This is a genomic window from Microbacterium sp. H1-D42 (assembly GCF_022637555.1).
In the GTDB taxonomy this organism is placed as follows: domain Bacteria; phylum Actinomycetota; class Actinomycetes; order Actinomycetales; family Microbacteriaceae; genus Microbacterium.
In genome coordinates this window covers 1,721,591-1,741,608 of record NZ_CP093342.1, presented here as the reverse complement: position 1 = coordinate 1,741,608, position 20,018 = coordinate 1,721,591, and the positions used below count along the sequence as shown (strand labels likewise).

At 68.9% G+C, this 20,018-nt stretch carries 17 protein-coding genes; 9 read left to right on the top strand and 8 right to left on the bottom strand.

The features are described 5' to 3' along the window. Positions 1 to 16 precede the first annotated feature (16 nt). The 3 genes from MNR00_RS08270 to zapE all read right to left on the bottom strand — a co-directional run bounded on the left by MNR00_RS08270 (position 17) and on the right by zapE (position 3,027). Entirely contained in the window at positions 17 to 433 is a 417-nt protein-coding gene (locus MNR00_RS08270; RefSeq protein WP_241928794.1) for a type II toxin-antitoxin system PemK/MazF family toxin, read from the bottom strand. 197 nt (positions 434 to 630) lie between these two features. After that, positions 631 to 1,866: an ammonium transporter gene (locus tag MNR00_RS08265; protein ID WP_241928668.1), complete on the bottom strand. Its 1,236-nt coding sequence runs from the start codon at positions 1,864 to 1,866 to the stop codon at positions 631 to 633. Positions 1,867 to 1,980: 114 nt separating this feature from the next. Beyond that, the gene (zapE, locus tag MNR00_RS08260) at positions 1,981 to 3,027 is read right to left on the bottom strand and encodes a cell division protein ZapE (protein WP_241928793.1); all 1,047 of its coding nucleotides are present in this window, start codon (positions 3,025 to 3,027) and stop codon (positions 1,981 to 1,983) included. A 131-nt stretch (positions 3,028 to 3,158) separates the two neighbouring features. Between zapE and MNR00_RS08255 the strand changes: the two genes are divergently transcribed. Both MNR00_RS08255 and MNR00_RS08250 read left to right on the top strand, forming a co-directional pair. Next, positions 3,159 to 4,055, top strand: a complete 897-nt coding sequence (locus tag MNR00_RS08255; protein WP_241928667.1) for a sulfurtransferase — start codon at positions 3,159 to 3,161, stop codon at positions 4,053 to 4,055. Between the two features lie 51 nt (positions 4,056 to 4,106). Next, the gene (locus MNR00_RS08250) at positions 4,107 to 4,538 is read left to right on the top strand and encodes a SufE family protein (protein ID WP_241928666.1); all 432 of its coding nucleotides are present in this window, start codon (positions 4,107 to 4,109) and stop codon (positions 4,536 to 4,538) included. Here the strand turns inward: MNR00_RS08250 and MNR00_RS08245 are convergent. Further along, positions 4,535 to 5,692: an alpha/beta fold hydrolase gene (locus tag MNR00_RS08245; RefSeq protein ID WP_241928665.1), complete on the bottom strand. Its 1,158-nt coding sequence runs from the start codon at positions 5,690 to 5,692 to the stop codon at positions 4,535 to 4,537. The two genes, MNR00_RS08250 and MNR00_RS08245, sit on opposite strands and share 4 nt — an antisense overlap. A gap of 25 nt (positions 5,693 to 5,717) precedes the next feature. Here MNR00_RS08245 and MNR00_RS08240 point away from each other — a divergent pair, with 25 nt between their 5' ends. The 4 genes from MNR00_RS08240 (at position 5,718) to MNR00_RS08225 (ending at position 10,897) form a co-directional block, all read left to right on the top strand. Next, the gene (locus MNR00_RS08240; protein ID WP_241928664.1) at positions 5,718 to 6,299 is read left to right on the top strand and encodes a DUF3000 domain-containing protein; all 582 of its coding nucleotides are present in this window, start codon (positions 5,718 to 5,720) and stop codon (positions 6,297 to 6,299) included. Continuing rightward, positions 6,292 to 7,485 (top strand): HRDC domain-containing protein, encoded by a 1,194-nt coding sequence (locus tag MNR00_RS08235; RefSeq protein WP_241928663.1) that lies wholly within the window; start codon positions 6,292 to 6,294, stop codon positions 7,483 to 7,485. The genes MNR00_RS08240 and MNR00_RS08235 overlap by 8 nt, the downstream gene beginning before the upstream one ends. A 74-nt stretch (positions 7,486 to 7,559) precedes the next feature. Next, the gene (locus tag MNR00_RS08230; protein WP_241928662.1) at positions 7,560 to 8,765 is read left to right on the top strand and encodes a thiolase family protein; all 1,206 of its coding nucleotides are present in this window, start codon (positions 7,560 to 7,562) and stop codon (positions 8,763 to 8,765) included. A 29-nt stretch (positions 8,766 to 8,794) separates the two neighbouring features. Then, positions 8,795 to 10,897 carry a 3-hydroxyacyl-CoA dehydrogenase NAD-binding domain-containing protein gene (locus MNR00_RS08225; RefSeq protein ID WP_241928792.1) on the top strand — a complete coding sequence of 701 codons (2,103 nt, stop codon included), beginning with the start codon at positions 8,795 to 8,797 and terminating at the stop codon, positions 10,895 to 10,897. Between the two features lie 83 nt (positions 10,898 to 10,980). Here MNR00_RS08225 and MNR00_RS08220 read toward each other — a convergent pair whose 3' ends face one another. The 3 genes from MNR00_RS08220 to MNR00_RS08210 are packed head-to-tail and all read right to left on the bottom strand — an operon-like array spanning position 10,981 to position 15,141. Next, on the bottom strand, positions 10,981 to 12,606 hold the full coding sequence (locus MNR00_RS08220) for a GMC family oxidoreductase (RefSeq protein WP_241928661.1): 1,626 nt from the start codon (positions 12,604 to 12,606) through the stop codon (positions 10,981 to 10,983). Beyond that, a complete protein-coding gene (locus MNR00_RS08215) occupies positions 12,599 to 13,519 on the bottom strand; it encodes a YegS/Rv2252/BmrU family lipid kinase (RefSeq protein WP_241928660.1) in 921 nt (306 codons plus the stop codon). Before MNR00_RS08215 ends, MNR00_RS08220 begins: the two co-directional genes overlap by 8 nt. Beyond that, the gene (locus MNR00_RS08210) at positions 13,516 to 15,141 is read right to left on the bottom strand and encodes an FAD-binding oxidoreductase (protein WP_241928659.1); all 1,626 of its coding nucleotides are present in this window, start codon (positions 15,139 to 15,141) and stop codon (positions 13,516 to 13,518) included. The genes MNR00_RS08215 and MNR00_RS08210 overlap by 4 nt, the downstream gene beginning before the upstream one ends. Positions 15,142 to 15,161: 20 nt before the next feature. Here MNR00_RS08210 and MNR00_RS08205 point away from each other — a divergent pair, with 20 nt between their 5' ends. Then, complete coding sequence (locus tag MNR00_RS08205; RefSeq protein ID WP_241928658.1) at positions 15,162 to 15,770, top strand: TetR/AcrR family transcriptional regulator; 609 nt, start codon at positions 15,162 to 15,164, stop codon at positions 15,768 to 15,770. After that, entirely contained in the window at positions 15,767 to 17,242 is a 1,476-nt protein-coding gene (locus MNR00_RS08200; protein WP_241928657.1) for a glycerol-3-phosphate dehydrogenase/oxidase, read from the top strand. Before MNR00_RS08205 ends, MNR00_RS08200 begins: the two co-directional genes overlap by 4 nt. Before the next feature lie 27 nt (positions 17,243 to 17,269). Here MNR00_RS08200 and dxs read toward each other — a convergent pair whose 3' ends face one another. Next, positions 17,270 to 19,213, bottom strand: coding sequence for a 1-deoxy-D-xylulose-5-phosphate synthase (gene dxs, locus MNR00_RS08195; protein WP_241928656.1), 1,944 nt, complete (start codon positions 19,211 to 19,213; stop codon positions 17,270 to 17,272). 107 nt (positions 19,214 to 19,320) lie between these two features. Between dxs and MNR00_RS08190 the strand changes: the two genes are divergently transcribed. Continuing rightward, entirely contained in the window at positions 19,321 to 20,013 is a 693-nt protein-coding gene (locus MNR00_RS08190; RefSeq protein WP_241928655.1) for a hypothetical protein, read from the top strand. Positions 20,014 to 20,018 lie beyond the last annotated feature (5 nt).

Genomic DNA, 20,018 nt, shown 5'->3' with positions numbered 1-20,018 from the left:
CGCGGGTGGGGTCGCATCACTCCCGAGCCCACCCGTAGCGCGAGATCAGTGCCTGCGCGACGCGCCCGTAGCGCTCCCTGTCGAGCACGGCGGCCTCACGCCGCATGCCGTCGTGGTGCACGCTGTACAGCTGCTCGATATCGACCCAGGACTCACGACCCTGCCCGTCCCAGGCTCCCGATCCGATCGACAGGAAGTCACGGTCGCGGTCGTGCGGCTTGCTGGTCATCCGCACGGCGTACACGCGATCGTCGGTGTGTCGTCCGATCACCAGCACAGGGCGGTCCTTGCCGCGGCCGTCATTCTCCTCATAGGGGACCCACGTCCAGATGACCTCGCCCGAGTCCGGGGCGTCATTGCGCGATGGCGAGTAGCTCACTGCCACGTCGTGGATGCGCTCGGGGTCGACCTGCACGGTCTCCGACTCCGGCATCCGCCCCGCTTCTGCCTGCTCGTCGCGTCGGGTGCCTGTGCGCGTGCTGCGCCCCTCGGGGCGCAGTGTGGCTGTCGGCTGCGGGGAATGCTGCTGCGTGCTCGCCGACGGCTTCGGGGACAGCATCCGAACGACGACGTCGACAAGGGTGGACAGGATGTTCTTGCTCGAACTCACCTGCCCACCCTACCGAGACGCTATTCGACCAGCGCGTACCCGGCCTCGCCGTGCACCACCTGGTCGACGCCGGCGACCTCGGCCTCACTGGTCACCCGGAACCCGATCGTCTTCTCGATCGCGAAGCCGATCACCAGGGCGATCACGAAGGAGTAGATCAGCACTCCGCCGGCGGCGATCACCTGCACCGAGAGCAGTCGCCAGTCCCCACCTGTGAACAGGCCCTGCCCTGTGGCGAAGAAGCCGAGGTAGAGCGTTCCGAGCAGACCGCCGATCAGGTGCAGACCGACCACATCCAGCGAGTCGTCGAAGCCCCAGCGGTACTTCAGCTCGACGGCGAGAGCACAGGCGATGCCGGCCAGACCACCCAGCAGCAGCGCCCACCCCGGCGTGAGATTCGCGCAGGCGGGCGTGATCGCGACGAGGCCGGCCACGAGCCCGGAGACAGCGCCGACCGACGTCGGCTTGCCGTCCTTGATCCGCTCGATGAGGATCCAGCCCAGGATGCCCGCTGCCGCAGCCCCCAGCGTGTTGACGCCGATCAGCCCGACCTTGCCCATGTCCTCCGAGAGCCATTCGGCACCGGCGTTGAACCCGAACCAGCCGAACCACAGCAGCGCTGCGCCCAGCAGCGTCAGCGGAACGTTGTGCGGTCGCTGGATGCCCTTCTCGAAGCCGATCCGCTTGCCGAGGACGAGCGCCAGCGCGAGCGCCGCCGCACCGGCGTTGATGTGCACAGCGGTGCCGCCGGCGTAGTCGATCACCGCGATGCCGCTGTCGGCACCGAACAGGGTCGTGCCGAGGTTCATGATCCAGCCGCCGCCCCACACCCACGCGGCGATCGGGAAGTACCCCAGCGTGGCGAACACGCCGACGAAGATCAGCCAAGGGCCGAACTTCGCGCGGTCGGCGATGGCCCCCGAGATCAATGCGACCGTGATGATCGCGAAGGTCGCCCCGTAGGCGACGCTCAGCAGTGCCACATTCGCCCCGTCGCCCGCGGCAGTCTCGACCAACCCGAAGTCGGCGAACGGGTTGCCGGCGAACTGGGTGGGGTCTGTGACGGCGCTCATCGAGAATCCGTACAGCACCCACAGCACCGCGATCAGACCGATCGCCCCGAAGCTCATCATCATCATGCTGATGACGCTCTTCGCCTTCACCAGTCCCCCGTAGAAGAACGCCACTCCCGGCGTCATCAGCAGCACGAGCGCAGTGGCCGTGATCACCCAGGAGATGTTGCCCGCAGCATCCATCCCAACCTCCTTCATCGTGTGTGAACGAGGCTCAGTCTGCGACCGCCGTGTTTCCGGCGGCGGCGTGCGTTGTTGCGGGTGTGTTACGGACGCCGCCCGAATGTGAACGTCAGGTTACGCGGCGTCGGGCAGCGAGTGCGTGAGGGAGTTCAGGCGCGAGATCGCGCGCAGGTACTTCTTGCGGTACCCACCGGCGAGCATCTCATCGGCGAAGACGGCGTCGAGCGAGACTCCGGTGGCCGCCACGGGCAGCTGCGCGTCGTACACGCGGTCGATGAACGCGACGAAGCGCAGCGCCTCGGACTGGTCGGTGAGTACGCGCACATCGTGCAGACCGACGAACGAGAGCCCGTCGATCAGTCGGATGTAGCGCGAAGGGTGCACCTGGGCGAGATGGCGGATGACGTCCGAGAAGTCGTCGTCGGATGCTGCGCCAGAAGCAGCCGACTGCTCGACCGCGCTCGCGTAGTCGGCGTCGGTGAGCACCACGGCGGTGCCGTCGATCGCGCGCTGGCGGTAGTCGATGCCGTCGATGCGAAGAGTCTGGAACGCCTCGGACATGGCGTGGATCTCGCGCAGGAAGTCCTGCGCGGCGAAGCGTCCCTCGCCCAGCGCGTTGGGCGGGGTGTTCGATGTGGCCGCGAGCTTGGTGCCGGATGCCACGAGCTCGCCGAGCAGCCTGGTCATCACCATGGTGTCGCCCGGATCATCGAGTTCGAACTCGTCGATGCACAGCAGGTCGGCTCCGCGCAGCAGATCGACGGTGTTCTTGTACCCGAGGGCGCCGACCAGGGCGGTGTACTCGATGAACGATCCGAAGTACTTACGGCGAGCGGGCATGGCGTGGTAGATCGATGCCAGCAGGTGCGTCTTGCCGACGCCGAAGCCGCCGTCGAGGTAGACGCCGGGCTTCATCGGCACTTCTTTCGGTGCACGGCGGAACAGGCCGGCCTTCTTGACCGGCTCGCTGGGGCCGGCGAAGCGGATCAGCGTCTGCTTGGCCTCCTCCTGCGAGGGGTAGGCGTCGTCGGCGCGATAGGTCTCGAACGTCGCGCTGTCGAACTGCGGCGGCGGCACGAGACTGGTCAGCATCTCGGTTCCGGTCACGACGGGCGTGCGGTCGGTCAGATGCACGACGCCGGTGCTGAGCTGCTGGGTCATCACGTTCCTGGAAGTCATAGTCTTACGATCCGAGTGCGGGCATGCCGGAAGGGATCTATGGTCGAAGGGGGACGGCTCAACTTTACGCCGTCACCGCACCCACCCCGCGTCCTGCACCCAGAGGAGCAGCTGTGACCGTCGACCACGACACCTCATCCGCCAAGTTCAACGAGTACGCCGAGCCTGGCCGCCTCGTCACCACCGACTGGCTGGCGGCGAATCTCGATACCCCCGGATTGGTCGTCGTCGAGTCGGATGAGGACGTGCTGCTGTACGAGACCGGACACATTCCTGGCGCGGTGAAGGTCGACTGGCACACCGAGCTCAACGACCCCGTCGTGCGCGACTACGTCGACGGCGAGGGCTTCGCCGCGCTGCTCAGCCGGAAGGGCATCACACGCTCCGACACGATCATCATCTACGGCGACAAGAACAACTGGTGGGCGGCGTACGCGCTGTGGGTGTTCTCGCTGTTCGGCCACGAGGACGTGCGTCTGCTCGACGGTGGCCGCGACAAGTGGATCGCTGAGGGGCGCGAGTTCACCACCGAGAAGCCCGTCCGGCCCGCCACCGAATACCCGGTCGTCGAGCGCGACGACTCGGTGCTGCGCGCCTACAAGGACGACGTGCTGGCGTTCATCGGCCGCGGCCCGCTGATCGACGTGCGCTCCCCCGAGGAGTACTCGGGCGAGCGCACCCACATGCCCGCGTACCCCGAGGAGGGCGCGCTGCGCGGCGGCCACATCCCGACGGCCCAGAGTGTGCCGTGGGCGCGTGCTGTCGCCGAGGACGGCGGGTTCAAGCCCCGGGCCGAGCTCGAGGCGATCTACCTGGGTGACGCCGGCCTCAAGCCCGGCGATGACGTCATCGCCTATTGCCGGATCGGTGAGCGCTCCAGTCACAGCTGGTTCGTGCTGCAGCACCTGCTCGGCTTCGAGAACGTGCGCAACTACGACGGCTCGTGGAGCGAATGGGGCAGCGCCGTGCGCGTGCCGATCGCCACCGGCACCGAGCCGGGCTCGCTCTGACTGCCGCCCACGCCGAGCCCTCCTGCGGCTCGGCGTGGGAGAATTGCAGGGATGACTGACACGCACGTTCCCGCCACGCTCGCCGAGTTCCGCGACGACTTCCTCGATACGCCCGAGACCGACCGGCTCGAGCTGCTGCTCGAGTTCGCGAACGAGCTGCCTGCGGTGCCCGCACATCTCGCGGATCATCCGGAGATGTACGAGCGCGTCGCCGAGTGCCAGTCGCCCGTGTTCATCAACATCGAGGTGAACGACGGTGTGGTGGCGATGCACGCGACCGCACCGCCGGAGGCGCCGACCACGCGCGGCTTCGCCAGCATCCTCGCGCAGGGCATCACCGGACTCACCGCTGATGAGGTGCTGGCGATCCCGAACGACTACCCGCAGACGATCGGGCTGACCAAGCTCGTCTCGCCGCTGCGGATCGGTGGGATGACGGGGATGCTGATGCGCGCGAAGAACCAGGTCGCACAGAAGCGCTAGACGCCGTCGTCCACGATTCCCTGTGCGCGCAGCCAATCCGCGATAGCCGTGGTCCAGCCCGTCTCGTCGTAGTTCCAGATCTTAGTGTGCCTGGCGACCGTGAACGACGGCATCGTGACCAGATCGGGGCGCACCGCGGCGAGGGCGTGCGATGCGTCGGCCGGCACGAAGCCGTCATCCTCGCTGTGCAGGATGAGCACAGGCGCGTCGAGCTCGGATGCCCGCGCCACCATGTCCAGCTGATCGAACGGGATCGCGCCCTCGGCGCCGCTCAGGCGCGCGGTGACGCTGTTCTCCAGTGCTCCCATCGCCAGGGCGGGCAGCGGTTCGCGCAGACCGGCTTCGCGCGCCTGGAACCGCAGCACCGTGCGCCAGTCGACCACCGGCGAGTCCAGGATGACTGCGGCGATCACGTCGCGGTGCACCGAAGAGACAGCAGTCTGCAGCACGAGCGCTCCGCCCATCGACCAGCCCATCAGCACCACCCGCTCAGCACCGTGTCGCAGGGCGTAGCCGATCGCAGCATCCACGTCGTGCCATTCCGACGCGCCGAGCGCGTAGACGCCGCCACGCGACCGCGGCGCTTCGCCGTCGTTGCGGTACGACACGACCAGGTTCGGCAGGCCGAGTGCATGCAGAACGGGCACCGCACGCAAGCACTCCGACCGTGTGGTGCCGCGACCGTGCACCTGGATGACCCAGGTCGACGACTCCGCTGGGAAGAGCCATGCAGGGCAGGGACCTGCCGGCGAGCCGATCAGCACGCTCTCCCATGGCAGATGCAGCTCGCTGGGCGTGACGTAGTACCAGCCGCTGAAGGCGGCAGCGCGGTCGACGTTCGCGCCCGGCTCGACCTGCGTCAGCAGTTTGCGGCGCACAGTCCGTGCATCCGCGCTCAGCACCGCGCCGAGCTTGACGTACCCGTACGTGCCAGTGGTGAAGAGCCCATAGCGGCCAGGCAGCTCGGTATCAGGCGTGCGCGTCAGTTCGATCGTCTGCGCGCCGGTGTCGACGGCGAGGATCTCGACGTCGTTCAGACGCGCGGTCGGCGTCACCACCCGTCGGGCGGTCGCGAATACCGCGAAGGCGACCGCCGCACCCGCTGCGATCACGGCAGGGACGGCGATGGCTACGGCGTGCCTGAGACTCTTCATCGCCTCCTGACTCTAGCCTGTCCACGTGAGCGCACCCCCGGATGCCGCCGCCCTCTTCGAAGCGGCCGCAGCAGAACTGCGATCGACGCCGTTCCGCGCCGATATCGTCGTGCGCGAGATCCCCTCTCCGAGTGGGCTCGCGCCATTCTCGCTGGCGCTCGCCGCCGATGTGCGACCGGATGACCACGGCGACTCGGTGTACGGCACCGGGCGGTTCGTGCTGCTGCACGACCCAGAGGAGCCGTCGGCCTGGAACGGAGCGTGGCGCGTCATCGCCTTCGCTCAGGCGCCGCTCGAACCCGAGATCGGCACGGACCCGCTGCTCGCCGATGTCGCGTGGTCCTGGCTGGTCGATGCCCTCGATTCCCGTGACGCGATCTATCACGCCGCCTCGGGCACGTCGACCAAGATGCTGTCGAAGGGTTTCGGCGGCCTCGCCGACGAGGGCGACGGAGCGCAGATCGAGTTGCGTGCGTCGTGGACTCCGGATGCTCCACTGCGCCCGCATGTGGAAGCATGGGCAGAGTTGGTGGGAATGCTGGCAGGGCTTCCGCCAGGATCAGAGGATGTCGCCGTGTTCGGCGCGAGAAAGGGCGGACGTGGCTGAATACTCCGTGATCAGCGACCGCACGGAGTTCGAGGACGCCGCCCGATCCCTGGCCGAGGGCACTGGCCCGGTGGCCGTCGACGTCGAGCGCGCCTCAGGGTTCCGCTACTCGCAGCGCGCGTACCTGGTGCAGGTCTTCCGCCGCGGCGCGGGAGTGTTCCTCTTCGATCCGCCGGCGATCGGTGACTTCGCGCCGCTGCAGGACGCCATCGGCGGCACCGAGTGGGTCTTCCACGCCGCCAGTCAGGATCTGCCCTCGCTGCGCGAACTCGAATTGGAGCCGCCCAGCATCTTCGACACCGAGCTGGCCTCCCGGCTGCTCGGCAGCGATGGCTTCGGGCTGGCAGCGGTCGTCGAGCACGCGCTGGGCATCACACTCGCCAAAGCGCACTCTGCGGCCGACTGGTCCACCCGGCCGCTGCCCGAGCCGTGGCTCGAGTACGCCGCACTCGACGTCCTGCACCTCATCGATGTGCGCGACGTGCTCGCCGGCGAGCTGAGCGACGCGCAGAAGACCGAGTTCGCCGATCAGGAGTTCGATGCCACCCTGCATCGCGCACCGAAGCCGCCCCGTGACGAGCCCTGGCGACGTCTGAGCGGTCTTCACAAGGTGCGCGGCGCCAGGCAGCTGGCCGTGGCGCGCTCGCTGTGGACGGCGCGCGAGGAGTATGCGCAGCAGATGGACGTCTCGCCGGGCAGGCTCGTTCCCGATCGGTCGCTGCTCGCCGCGGTGCTCGCAGCCCCACAGTCCAAACAGGCGCTGGCAGCGCTGAAGGAGTTCAACGGTCGTGCCAGCCGCACCCAGCTGGATCGCTGGTGGGATGCCATCGAGAGCGGTCGCACCGCCGAGCAGCTTCCTCGCGAGCGCGTGCCCAGCGATGCTCTGCCGCCGCCACGCGCGTGGTCGGATCGCAACCCCGAGGCGGACCTGCGGCTGAAGGCCGCGCGCCCGCTCGTCGAGGCGACGGCCGAAGAACTGCACATGCCGACCGAGAACCTGCTGACACCGGATTTTCTGCGACGCGTCGCGTGGCATCCGCCCGCACTCACGGCCGACGCCATCGGCGCGGCACTGACCGACCTCGGTGCGCGGCCCTGGCAGGTTGCGCATACTGCACAGAAGATCGCCGATGCTTTTGTAGAAGGGCCGCAAACGTCGTCGGATGCCGACGAGACGGCTTCGTAGATTCAACCCAACCGATGCCGTGCGCTCCGCGCCGCCTCCTAGGCTGGGGTCAATCCCCAACCTTTGGAGGCAGAGTGGCCGAGATCTCGGACGTCTTCTTCGTCGATGGAGTGCGCACCCCGTTCGGGCGCGCCGGCGAAAAGGGCATGTATTGGAACACCCGCGCTGATGACCTCGCCGTGAAGGCGACCATCGGCCTGATGGAGCGCAACGCCGCAGTGCCGGCCGACCGCATCGACGACGTGGCGATCGCCGCGACGTCGCAGACCGGAGACCAGGGGCTCACCCTCGGTCGCTCCGTCGCCATCCTCGCCGGGCTTCCGCAGTCGGTGCCAGGCCTGGCTGTCGAGCGCATGTGCGCCGGAGCCATGACCAGTGTGACCACGATGGGCGCATCGATCGGCATCGGGATGTACGACTTCGCCATCGCCGGCGGTGTCGAGCACATGGGTCACCACCCGATCGGCGCCAACGCCGATCCCAACCCGCGCTTCGTCGCCGAGAAGATGGTCGACCCCGGCGCGCTGAACATGGGCGTCACGGCTGAGCGCATCTTCGACCGCTTCCCGCACCTCACCAAGGAGCGCTCCGACCGCTTCGGCATGCTCAGCCAGCACAAGGTGCAGGCGGCGTACGACGCCGGCAAGATCCAGCCCGACCTCGTGTCCGTGGCCATCAAGGGCGCCGACGGCGCCTGGGGCCTCGCCACTGAGGACGAGGGCCGCCGCCCGCAGACCACCATGGAGGACCTGGCTGCGCTGAAGACGCCGTTCCGTCCGCATGGCAATGTCTCGGCGGGCACCTCCTCCCCACTCACCGACGGCGCGACCATGTCGCTGCTGGCCGGCGGCGGCGCTGTGAAGGAGTTCGGACTCGCGCCGAAGATGAAGATGGTCTCGTTCGCCTTCGCCGGTGTGCAGCCCGAGATCATGGGCATCGGCCCCATCCCGTCGACCGAGAAGGCGCTGAAGAAGGCCGGTCTCACGATCGCCGACATCGGCCTGTTCGAGCTGAACGAGGCGTTCGCCATCCAGGTGATCTCGCTGCTCGATCACTTCGGCATCGCAGACGACGACCCTCGGGTCAACCAGTGGGGCGGCGCGATCGCCCTCGGTCACCCGCTGGCGGCATCAGGGGTGCGTCTGATGATCCAGCTCGCCGCGCAGTTCGCCGAGCGCCCAGACGTGCGCTACGGCCTGACCGCGATGTGCGTCGGCCTCGGCCAGGGCGGCTCGGTCATCTGGGAGAACCCGTTCTTCGACGGAAAGAAGAAGAAGTGAGCTACGACGACATCGACTTCTCGCCGATCATGGCCCTCACTGACGACGAGGTGATCACGCACTCCCCCGTGCGCGATGTGCGCCTCGCGTCCGGCAAGGTGCTCGCCCTCATCACGCTCGACAACGGCCGTGACCACACCCGTCCGAACACACTGGGACCGGCGACTCTCACCGAGCTCGGCGAGACCCTCGACGGGCTGAAGGCTCGGGCTGCGGCCGGCGAGATCCAGGCGGTCGGAATCACCGGCAAGCAGTACATCCTGGCCGCTGGTGCCGACCTCTCCGACATCAGCAAGGTCGGTTCGAAGGACAACGCCCGTCTGATCGCGCAGCTCGGCCACAAGGTGATCGGCTCGCTGTCCGACCTCGGCGTGCCCTCGTTCGCGTTCGTGAACGGTCTCGCCCTCGGCGGCGGCATGGAGATCGCGCTGAACTCCACGTACCGCACTGTCGACTCCTCGGCCGCCGCCCTCGCGCTGCCCGAGGTTTTCCTCGGCATCATCCCCGGCTGGGGCGGTGCCTACCTGGTGCCGAACCTGATCGGCATCGAGAACGCACTCGAGGTCGTGATCTCGAACCCGCTGAAGCAGAATCGGATGCTGAAGCCGCAGCAGGCCTTCGAGCTCGGACTCATGGATGCGATCTTCCCCGCATCGAACTTCCTCGAGAACTCGTTGGCCTGGGCGGATGCGGTGCTCGGCGGCAAGAAGGTTGAGCGCAAGAACCAGCCAGGCAAGATCGAGCGCACCGTGAAGTGGCCGGTCGCCATCAAGATGGCGCGCAACATGCTCGAGTCGAAGATCGGCACCGTTCCCCGGTCGCCGTACGCCGCACTCGACCTGCTCGACAAGGCCAAGAGCGGCACCAAGGCCGAAGGCTTCGCCCGTGAGGACGAGGCACTGGCCGAGCTCGTCACCGGCGACCAGTTCGCTGCCTCGATGTACGCGTTCGATCTCGTGCAGAAGCGCGCGAAGCGCCCGGTCGGCGCACCCGACAAGGCCCTGGCGAAGAAGGTCACCAAGGTCGGCATCATCGGCGCCGGCCTGATGGCCAGCCAGTTCGCGCTGCTGTTCGTGCGCAGGCTGCAGGTGCCGGTGCTGATCACGGACCTCGACCAGGCACGCGTCGACAAGGGCGTGGCGTACATCCACGAGGAGATCGGCAAGCTCGAGGCGAAGGGTCGCCTCGACGGCGACACCGCCAACAAGCTGCGCTCGCTGGTCACCGGCACCACCGACAAGTCCCTGTACGCGGACTGCGACTTCGTGATCGAGGCCGTGTTCGAAGAGGTCGGCGTCAAGCAGCAGGTCTTCGGCGAGATCGAAAAGATCATTGCTGAGGATGCGATTCTCGCGACGAACACCTCGTCGCTGTCCGTCGAGGAGATCGGCTCTCAGCTCGCTCACCCCGAGCGTCTGGTCGGCTTCCACTTCTTCAACCCGGTGGCGGTCATGCCGCTCATCGAGATCGTGAAGACGCCGCAGACGTCGGATGCTGCGCTGTCGACCGCCTTCGTGGTCGCCAAGGGCCTCGGCAAGAACGCCGTGCTCACAGCAGACGCCCCCGGCTTCGTGGTCAATCGCCTGCTGGCGAAGGTCATGGGCGAGGCCGCGCGTGCCGTTTACGAGGGCACCCCGATCGCCGACGTCGAGAAGGCCTTCGGTCCGCTCGGCCTGCCGATGGGTCCGTTCCAGCTGATCGACCTGGTCGGCTGGAAGGTGGCAGCGCACGTGCAGGACACGATGGTGCGCGCGTTCCCCGAGCGCTTCTACGCGAACGAGAACTTCCACGCCCTGGCGGCGCTGGACTCCGTCGTCGAGAAGGACAAGGGCGGTCGCGTGACCGGCTGGACCAAGGCTGCGGAGAAGGCGCTCAAGGGCGCGGTGGGCTCGTCGCCCGCCGACGCGTCGACGATTCTCACGCGAGTGCAGGATGGCCTGGCGCAGGAGATCCGCATCATGCTGGACGAGGGCGTCGTGCCAGAGGTCGAAGACATCGACCTGTGCCTGATCCTGGGCGCCGGCTGGCCGTTCATCGACGGCGGCGCATCGCCGTACCTCGACCGTGAGGGCGCGTCCGAGCGGGCCTTCGGCGGCACGTTCCACAACCCGCCGATCCGCGGTATCGCGTAGGCCTGATCTGCAGGCCTGATCCGCAGACACCGACGCCCCGCCTGACCGAGAAGGTCAGGCGGGGCGTCGCCGTTTCTAGACGTTCAGCCCTGGGCAGGGCGCGCGTCAGCGGCACCCCGGACGGGCCAATGCGACACCGCCCGCTCGGCCATGGCCGTGATCGTCAGCGAGGGGTTCACTCCGGGATTCGCCGGCATGGCCGCGCCGTCGACGACGTGCAGGCCAGGGTGCCCCCAGACGCGGTTGTACGGGTCGATGACACCGGTCTCTGGGCTGCCCGAGATGACGGCTCCGCCGAGGAAGTGCGCTGTCAGCGGGATGCCGAAGACCTCGGGCCACGAGCCGCGGGCATCCGACGGCACGCCCGTCTCGGCCTCCATCCGACGAGCCATGGCCTCGACGGCCACGTGCGCCTGCGGCAGGAACGACGGGTTGGGCTCGCCGTGCCCTTGACGGCTGGTCAGCACGTCGCGCCCGAACCGGCGCCGCAGTGACAGCGTCAGCGAGTTGTCGGCGGTCTGCATGACGAGCGCGATGATGCCGCGCTCGCTCCAGCGGCGCAGCGAGCCCAGCCGGAACTGTCTGATCGGATGCCGCACAGCGCTCCCTAGGAGCGCGCCGAGGCGCCGCACGAGCCCCCGGTCCCCTGGCACCAACACCGTAGCGAGCGCGCCCATCAGATTGGACCCCGGGCCGTACCGCACGTTCTCGACGTACGTGCGCTCATCGACGTGGAATGACGTCGTGATCGCGACGCCCTGCGCCAGTTGCGCGGTCTCGGGCACGCGGGTCGCGACAGCCCCGTCGAGGGCTTCAGAGTTGGTGCGGGTGAGGCGGCCGACAGCATCCGAGATGCGCGGCAGGGCACCGGATGCCCGCATGCGATGCAGCAGCTGCTGCGTGCCCCACGTGCCGGCGGCGAACACGACCTGCTCTGCGCGGATCGTGCGGCGTTCGCGCCGCACCCAGGCGCCGCTGCGCTCGGTGGTGACCAGGTAGCCGCCGTCGGGATGCTCGCGCACCTCGGTCACGGTGCGCAGCGGCTCGATGACCACACCGCGTCGCTCGGCGAGTGCCAGGTAGTTCTTCATCAGCGTGTTCTTCGCACCGACGCGGCAGCCCACCATGCAGTTGCCGCACAGCGTGCAGCCGGTTCGGGAGGGACCTTCGCCGTCGAAGAACGGATCGGGCACCGTCACCCCCGGCATCCCCAGGAACACCCCGACCGGCGCGTGGCGGAAGGTCTCCTCGACGCCGAGGTCCTCGGCGGCGCCGCGCATGATCCGCTCCACGGGGCCCGTGTGCGGGTAGTGCTCGACGACACCCAGCATCCGCCTCGCCGTCGCGTAGTGCGGCGAGAGCTCGTGCTGCCACGGCACGTCCGCGGGCCACTGCGGGTCGGTGAAGAATGCATCGCCCGGCTCGTAGAGCGTGTTGGCGTAGTTCAGCGAGCCGCCGCCGACGCCTGCGCCGGCGAGGATCATCACGTGCGGCAGTCGATGGATGCGCTGCACGCCATGGCAACCGAGCTTCGGCGCCCACAGGTACCGGCGCACATCCCAGGATGTCTTCGCGAAGTCGTCGTCCTCGAAGCGGCGACCGGCCTCGAGCACGCGCACGCGGTAGCCCTTCTCGCTCAACCGCAGGGCGGCCACCGAGCCACCGAATCCGGAGCCGATGATCGCCACGTCCACGTCGAAATCAGGCATCCGCGTCTCCTCCCGTCGCCGGCACCAGCACCCGCAGCGCGGCTGGTCGCACTGTGACCCGACATTCGCCCGATCCGACCCGCTCGCCGTCAGCGTAGACGACCAGCCCTGGGGCTGAGACCTCCACGGTGTGGGCTCGCCGGTGGATGACCTCAGGCCGGGTCAGATGACGTCCTTGCAGCAGCAGCGGGAACAGCCGCAGCAGACGCATTCTCGTGAGCGGCACCACGTGCACGACGTCGAGCAGACCGTCGTCGGGCGCTGCGCCGACGCAGACCGGCATCCCTCCGCCATAGCTGGCGGTGTTGCCGACCGCGATGAGTGTGCCGGGCGCTGACGCCGCCGGCTCGCCGTCGACGGCGACGCGGAAGTCCATCGGCGTCAGGCGGATCAGCTCGATCACGAGCGCGAGGTAGTAGCGCAGCGCATCGCGCGGCCAGCGCAGCCGATTCGTGCGATCGCTCACCTTCGCGTCGAAGCCGAGCGCCGCCACGGACAGGAACGGGGTCGTCCGGCCCTCGCTGTGCAGTTCGCCGACGTCGATGACGCGCGGATGCCCGTGCAACGCGAGCCCTGCGGCCGCAGCGGCGTCGCCGCGCGGCAGGCCGAGCGCGCGGGCGAGATCGTTGCCCGTCCCGGCAGGGATGAGCGCGATCGGCACGTCACCCGCGGCCAGCACGTCGATGATCCCGGAGAGCGTGCCGTCACCGCCGACCACCGCGATCACGTCCGGTGCGGACGCCAGAGCGACCTCGGCGAGCCTGCGCGTATCGGCAGGCGACTCCCCCGCGTACACCTGCACCTCGGCGCCGCGCGCCCGCAGCGTCGCGATGGCGTCATCGGCGGCGCGACGCCCACGACCTTTGCCGGAGTGCGGATTCGCCAGCAACGCGACGCGAGGCGACGCGCTCACGCCAGCGGCTCCGCGACCGGAACCGGGATGATCGCGCCGGGGTTGAGGATGCCGGTCGGGTCGATTTCGCGCTTGATGGCGGTGAGGATGCGGATGCCCGTGTCGCCGATCTCCTCGGCGAGCCAGGGTGCGTGGTCACGCCCCACTGCGTGGTGGTGGCTGATGGTGCCGCCGGCGGCCAGGATGGCGTCGTTCGCGCGCGCCTTCACCGGCTCCCACGCCGCCAGCTGGTCGCCGCGCACGCCGGCCAGCACGGTGAAGTACAGCGAAGCGCCGGTGGGATACACGTGCGAGACGTGGCACATGACGTAGCTCTTCGCCCCGGCATCCGAGAATCCGGTGCGCAGGGCGTCTTCGACAGCTGCGCGCAGCTCGGCGAGGTTCGACCAGGTGGTGGCGGTCTCGAGCGTCTCGCAGAAGACGCCGGCGTCGAGCAGGGAGTCGCGCAGGTACGGGCCGTCGAAGCGGCCCTCCAGCCAGTCTTCGGCGGCGCCCTCACCGGACGAGGTGCCTCCGGCAGCGCGCAGCAGGGCCGTCGTGCGTGCACGGCGAGCGGGGATGTCGTCACCCTCGTAGACCGTGATCGCGCTCGCTCCCTTCGCGAGCGCCTTGCCGATCTTGCCCACCTGCGCGAGGCTCACGGCGGTTTCTGCCTCGTCAGAGAGGCGGATGACAGTCGGGCCGCCGCCCTGCTGCGCGACGCGGCGCAGACCGTCGGCGCCGGTGGTGAAGTCGGGGAACGTCCAGGCCTCGAAGACCCGCTCGCGCGGGATCGGATGCACGCGCACCCGCACCTCGGTGATGACGCCGAACACGCCTTCAGAGCCCAGGAACACCCGGATGAGATCGGGCCCGGCGGCGGTGCCAGGCGAGCGTCCGAGTTCGATGTCGCCGGTCGGGGTGGCGACGCGGATGCCAGTGACCATGGTGTCGAAGCGGCCGTATCCTGCGGAGTTCTGCCCGGACGAGCGTGCCGCTGCGAACCCGCCGATGGTGGCGTAGCGGAAGCTCTGCGGATAGTGCCCGAGTTCGAATCCGTGTGCGGTGAGCAGAGCTTCGGCTTCGGGGCCCGCCGTGCCGGCCGCGAGCACCGCCTCAGCGCTGACTTCGTCGAAGCGCAGCAGGCCGCTCAGCCGCCGCAGGTCGAGGCTGATGACAGCTCGGTGCGCTCCGCGCTCCGGATCGAGCGCACCGACGACACTGGTTCCGCCGCCGTACGGGATCACGGCGATGCCACGCGCTACCGCCAGGTCGAGGACCGCACGCACCTCGAGGTGCGACGCCGGTCGGACGACAGCATCGGGAGCGGCCTGTTCATGCCGCCTGCGGCGCAGCAGGTCGAGTGTGGAGCGTCCGCCGGCGTGGCGGATGCGCGCCTCGGCGCTGGTGTCGACGTGGTCGGCCCCGACGGCATCTCGCAGCGCATCGAGGTCGGCTGCATCGAGAGCGGATGCCGGGATGCGGACCTCCTCGAGCATCGCTGCGGCGTCAGGGCGCTTGATGCGGCCGAGCAGCAGCGGGATGAGGCTGCGCACCGCGAAGGGCAGATCCTTGGCCTTGGCGGGGTCGCCCCAGCCGTTCCATCGCATCGGCGGGACTGCAGTGTCCGTCACTTGCTCCATGCGTTACAGTGTGACACATCATGGAAGAACGTCAACTCGCAGATACGGCCGGTGCGGACGCCGCCTCGCCCGGGGACAGCACCCCGGCGCGGATCCTCGACGCGGCTGACGCCCTCATGCAGCGCCGCGGCGTGCACGGCGTCACGATCGCTGAGCTCGCCAGGAAGTCAGGGCTGAGCCGCCCGACGATCTACCGGCAGTGGAGCGATGCCGACGACGTCGTGCGCTCGGCGCTGGGTCGCAGGGTCATGGTCATCCTCGAGGCGTTCCCCTCGCCCGTCGGAACACGCGCCGAGCTTGTCGACGACGTTCTCGCCTTCACGACCAGATTCCGCGCCGATCCGGTCTACGCACGACTGCTCGAGGATGAGCCCGAGAGCTTCACCCGCTACACGCTGCAGCGGGTCGGCTCCAGCCAGCGGGTGATCCTGCGCTGGCTGGCCGACGCGATCGCATCCGCGCAGTCCGGTGGGTCGGTGCGCAGTGGTGATCCGCAGCAGATCGCCGTGATGCTGCTGCTGATCGTGCAGTCTGCGGTGCTCTCGCACGGCACCGTCGCCGAACTCATCGACGAGGCGGGCTGGGCTCGCGAACTGCGCGCAGCGGTCGACGGACATCTGCGACCATGACGCGCCTCTCCCCCGCCTCTGCCCCGCACTCCGCCGATCTCAACGCGGCTCGGAGGCGTCGCGAGCTGATCGAGGCCGCAGACCAGACCACCGACGTGCTCGTCATCGGTGGTGGCATCACCGGCGCCGGCGTCGCGCTCGATGCCGCCTCGCGCGGGCTGAGCGTCACGCTCATCGAAGCCGAGGACCTCGGTTTCGGCACCAGTCGGTTCAGCTCGAAGCTCGTGCATGGAGGGCTGCGCTACCTCGCCACCGGCGACTTCGCGACCGCGCAGGAGAGCGCACAGGAGCGCCACCTGCTGATGACGCGCATCGCCCCGCATCTGATTCATCCCCTGGCGCAGCTGCTGCCGTTCGTCCCCGGCGTCACCCTGAATCAGCGGGTGGCGGGTGCCGTCGGCATGGGCATGGGCGATCTGCTTCGCATGCGCGCCCGCACGCCCCGCTCAGTGCTGCCTGGCCCCCGACTCGTCACGGCACGCACCGCACGGCGCCTGGCGCCGGCATTGCGGCCAGATGGGCTGCGCGGCGGTGTGCTCTCGAACGACGGTCAGCTCGTCGACGATGCGCGCCTGGTGGTCACCGTCGCTCGCACCGCCGCTGCCTTCGGCGCTCGCATCCTCACTCGTGCTCGCGCTCTGCAGCTGCGCGCAGACGGCGCGACCGTGTCGGATGCGCTCACGGGCGAGCAGTTCGAGATCCGCGCGCGGGCCGTCATCAACGCGGCCGGCGTCTGGGCGGGGACACTCGACGAGTCGATCACGGTGCGCCCCAGTCGCGGGACGCACATCGTGCTGGATGCCGCCGACCTCGGGTCGCCGACGGCGGCGCTGACGATCCCGCATGAGGGATCGATCAGCCGATATGTGTTCGCGCTGCCGCAGCAGCACGGGCGGATCATCGTCGGGCTCACGGATGAGGAAGCCCCCGGCCCGATCCCCCTGGTCGCGCAGCCGTCGGAACCCGAGATCGCGTTCCTGCTGGCGAGCCTCAACCGGGTGCTCGACGCACCGATCGGCCGCGATCGCGTGCGGGGCGCCTTCGCAGGTCTCCGCCCGCTCATCGACAGCGGTTCAGCCGCCACGGCCGACATCTCCCGGAAGCATCTGGTGACGGCATCCGACTCGGGTGCCATCGCGGTGCTGGGCGGCAAGCTCACCACATACCGTCGGATGGCCGAGGATGCCGTCGACCTTGCGGTGCGGGCGCGACTCGGCGGCGCAGCGCCGGCATCGCGCACCGCCGAGCTGCGCCTCGTGGCGGGGGCGCCCGCTTCGGCCGGGTCCGGCGCCGGCATCGCCGAGGGCATCGACATCACGCGCGCTGATATCGCCTTCGCGGTGCAGGCCGAGGGCGCGCTGAGCACTGACGACGTCATCGATCGACGCACGCGGATCGGACTCGTCGACGCGGATCGCGAGCGCTGCCTGCCCGTCATCGAGCGGATCATCGCCGAGGAGCTCGTCGACTGACCGCCGCTACGGGCCCGGCCCGAGGGCTCAGCGACTGCCGTGCAGCGGCAGGTCGATCACACCGGTCTGCCCCGGAGCCTTCGCGACCGGCAGACGCGTGCCGCTGACCTGCTCGACGACATCGGCCGCGATCTTCTCGGCCGTGAGGCCGGCATCCTTCAGGATCTCATCGCGCGTCGCGTGATCGAGGAACTCATCGGGCAGTCCCAGTTCGTCCACGCCCGTGTCGATGCCGGCCTCTCGCAGCACCTGGCGGACGCGCGTGCCGATGCCGCCGACGCGGATGCCGTCCTCGAGGGTGATCACCAGGCGGTGACGGCGTGCGAGCTCGACGACCGCCGGCTGCACCGGCACCGCCCAGCGCGGATCGATCACGGTCGCGCCGATGCCGTGCGCGTCGAGCTTCTCGGCGATGTCCAGACCCATCTCGGCGAATGAGCCGATGGCCACGATCAGCACGTCCTCGTCACCGCGGCGGGCGAGCACATCAGTGCCGTCAGCCAGACGCTCCACCGCGATGATCTCGTGTGGGGCGTCGCCCTTCGGGTAGCGGATCACCGTCGGTGCGTCGTCGACGGCGACAGCCTCATCGAGCAGCTCACGCAGCCGCACCGCGTCACGCGGGGCGGCGATGCGGATGCCGGGGACGAGCTGCAGCATCGCCAGATCCCAGACGCCGTGGTGGCTGGGGCCGTCCGGCCCTGTGACGCCGGCGCGATCGAGCACGAACGTCACTCCGGCCTTGTGCAGTGCGACATCCATCAGCACCTGGTCGAACGCGCGGTTCATGAAGGTGGCGTAGATGGCGACGACAGGGTGCAGACCGCCGAAGGCGAGGCCGGCGGCCGATGCCACCGCGTGCTGCTCCGCGATGCCGACGTCGTAGACCCGGTCGGGGAACCGCTCGGCGAAGGAGGCAAGACCGGTCGGACGCAGCATGGCAGCCGTCATCGCGATGACCTTGTCTTCGCGTGCACCGACATCGACGAGCGCATCGGCGAAAACCGAGGTCCACGACTGGCCGGACGACGAGGACAGCGCTCCACCCGTCTTCGGATCGATGCGTCCGACGGCGTGGAATTGGTCTGCCGTGTCGTCGCGAGCCGGCTGGTAGCCGCGACCCTTCTCGGTGATCGCATGCACGATCACCGGGGCGCCGTAGGCCTTGGCGAGTTCGAGCGTCTCGAGCAGCGCGGGGATGTCGTGACCGTCCACCGGACCGAGGTACTTGATGTCGAGATTGGAATACAGGGCGACGTTGTTCGTGAAGCGCGACAGGAACCCGTGGGTGCCACCGCGCACACCGCGGAACATCGCACGCCCGAACGGCCCGAACGCCCGGAACAGCCGGTCGGACTTCTGGTGCAGATCGCGATACGCGGCGGCCGTGCGCACGCGGTTGAGGTAGCGCGACATGCCGCCGATCGTCGGGGCGTAAGAGCGGCCGTTGTCGTTGACGACGATGACGAGATTGCGGTCGTTGTCATCGCTGATGTTGTTCAGCGCCTCCCAGGTCATGCCGCCGGTCAGGGCACCGTCGCCGACGACGGCCACGACGTGCCGATCGGCTCTGCCCGTCGCTGTGAGCGCGCGTGAGACGCCATCGGCCCAGCTCAGCGAGCTGGAGGCATGGGACGATTCGACGACGTCGTGCGGGCTCTCGGAGCGCTGCGGGTAACCCGCGAGCCCGCCGCGGGAGCGCAGCTGCGAGAAGTCCTGCCGCCCGGTGAGCAGCTTGTGCACGTACGACTGGTGACCGGTGTCGAAGATGATCGGGTCATCGGGCGATGAGAACACCCGGTGCAGGGCGATCGTCAGCTCGACGACGCCGAGATTCGGCCCGAGGTGCCCGCCCGTTCGTGCGACATTCTCGACGAGGAATGTGCGGACCTCAGCCGCAAGCGCGGTGAGCTCTTCCGGTGAGAGGCGATCAAGGTCTCGAGGACCGGTGATACTCGGCAGGATCGGCATGGACGCTCCTCCGCGACTCGGCGATCGCACGGCGGGGTGCCCGTGCGCATCCGCCCAGTGTATCGCGGGAGTGGAACTTCACCCTGACACCTGCCAAGGTGACAGCCATGACTCGCACGCTCGCCGCAGCATCCACGATCGTGCTCACCGCGATGCTCGCCGCGTGCAGCGCCACGCCCACCCCTGTTCTCGCACCCGTGCCGAAAGAGCAGGCAGTGCATCCCTCGGCTGATCCGGTCGGCGCGGAGCCGGCGGCTGATGCGGCCGCCCCGGTGGACACTGCTCCCGTCGATCCGTGCGACAAGTCCGGCTGGATCGCGGTCGGCATGGCAAGTCCAGACGTCACGAACGAGATCGTCGATCAGGGCGCACGCGAGCTCGCCGCCGGCACGGTGGGCAGCGATGCCGAGGGACGCATCGTGACCTACACCGTCGCGAGCGGCGACGCGCCTGACGCGATCGGCGCACGCCTGTGCCTCCGGGATGCGGGCACGCTCGCGGCGCTCAACCACACCAGGACGATCCATCCGGGTCAGGTGCTGCGGATCTACCGTGACCCGGCCCTCCCGCAGATCGACTACTACAGTCCGGCCGCCGCGCCCGCCGGGTTCAAGCAGATCCCGTACCAGAGCACACTGGAGGCGATGGGTGTGGCGGCCGATGCAGGAGATATCGCTGCTGTGCGCAGGATGTGGACCGACACGCTGTCGGGCATGCTCTATGACCCCGCGCTCGTCGCGAGGATTCAGGAGCACATCGATACCGGCGACATCGACGTGCTCCGTCAGATGTTCTCCTGAAGCCC

Coding starts and splice junctions, on each gene's coding strand:
- MNR00_RS08265 (WP_241928668.1), bottom strand. CDS start 1,866: ATGGATGCTGCGGGCAACATCTCCTGGGTGATCACGGCCACTGCGCTC.
- MNR00_RS08205 (WP_241928658.1), top strand. CDS start 15,162: ATGGAAGAACGTCAACTCGCAGATACGGCCGGTGCGGACGCCGCCTCG.
- MNR00_RS08270 (WP_241928794.1), bottom strand. CDS start 433: ATGCCGGAGTCGGAGACCGTGCAGGTCGACCCCGAGCGCATCCACGAC.
- MNR00_RS08225 (WP_241928792.1), top strand. CDS start 8,795: ATGGCCCTCACTGACGACGAGGTGATCACGCACTCCCCCGTGCGCGAT.
- MNR00_RS08200 (WP_241928657.1), top strand. CDS start 15,767: ATGACGCGCCTCTCCCCCGCCTCTGCCCCGCACTCCGCCGATCTCAAC.
- MNR00_RS08250 (WP_241928666.1), top strand. CDS start 4,107: ATGACTGACACGCACGTTCCCGCCACGCTCGCCGAGTTCCGCGACGAC.
- MNR00_RS08245 (WP_241928665.1), bottom strand. CDS start 5,692: ATGAAGAGTCTCAGGCACGCCGTAGCCATCGCCGTCCCTGCCGTGATC.
- MNR00_RS08220 (WP_241928661.1), bottom strand. CDS start 12,606: ATGCCTGATTTCGACGTGGACGTGGCGATCATCGGCTCCGGATTCGGT.
- MNR00_RS08210 (WP_241928659.1), bottom strand. CDS start 15,141: ATGGAGCAAGTGACGGACACTGCAGTCCCGCCGATGCGATGGAACGGC.
- MNR00_RS08190 (WP_241928655.1), top strand. CDS start 19,321: ATGACTCGCACGCTCGCCGCAGCATCCACGATCGTGCTCACCGCGATG.
- zapE (WP_241928793.1), bottom strand. CDS start 3,027: ATGACCCAGCAGCTCAGCACCGGCGTCGTGCATCTGACCGACCGCACG.
- dxs (WP_241928656.1), bottom strand. CDS start 19,213: ATGCCGATCCTGCCGAGTATCACCGGTCCTCGAGACCTTGATCGCCTC.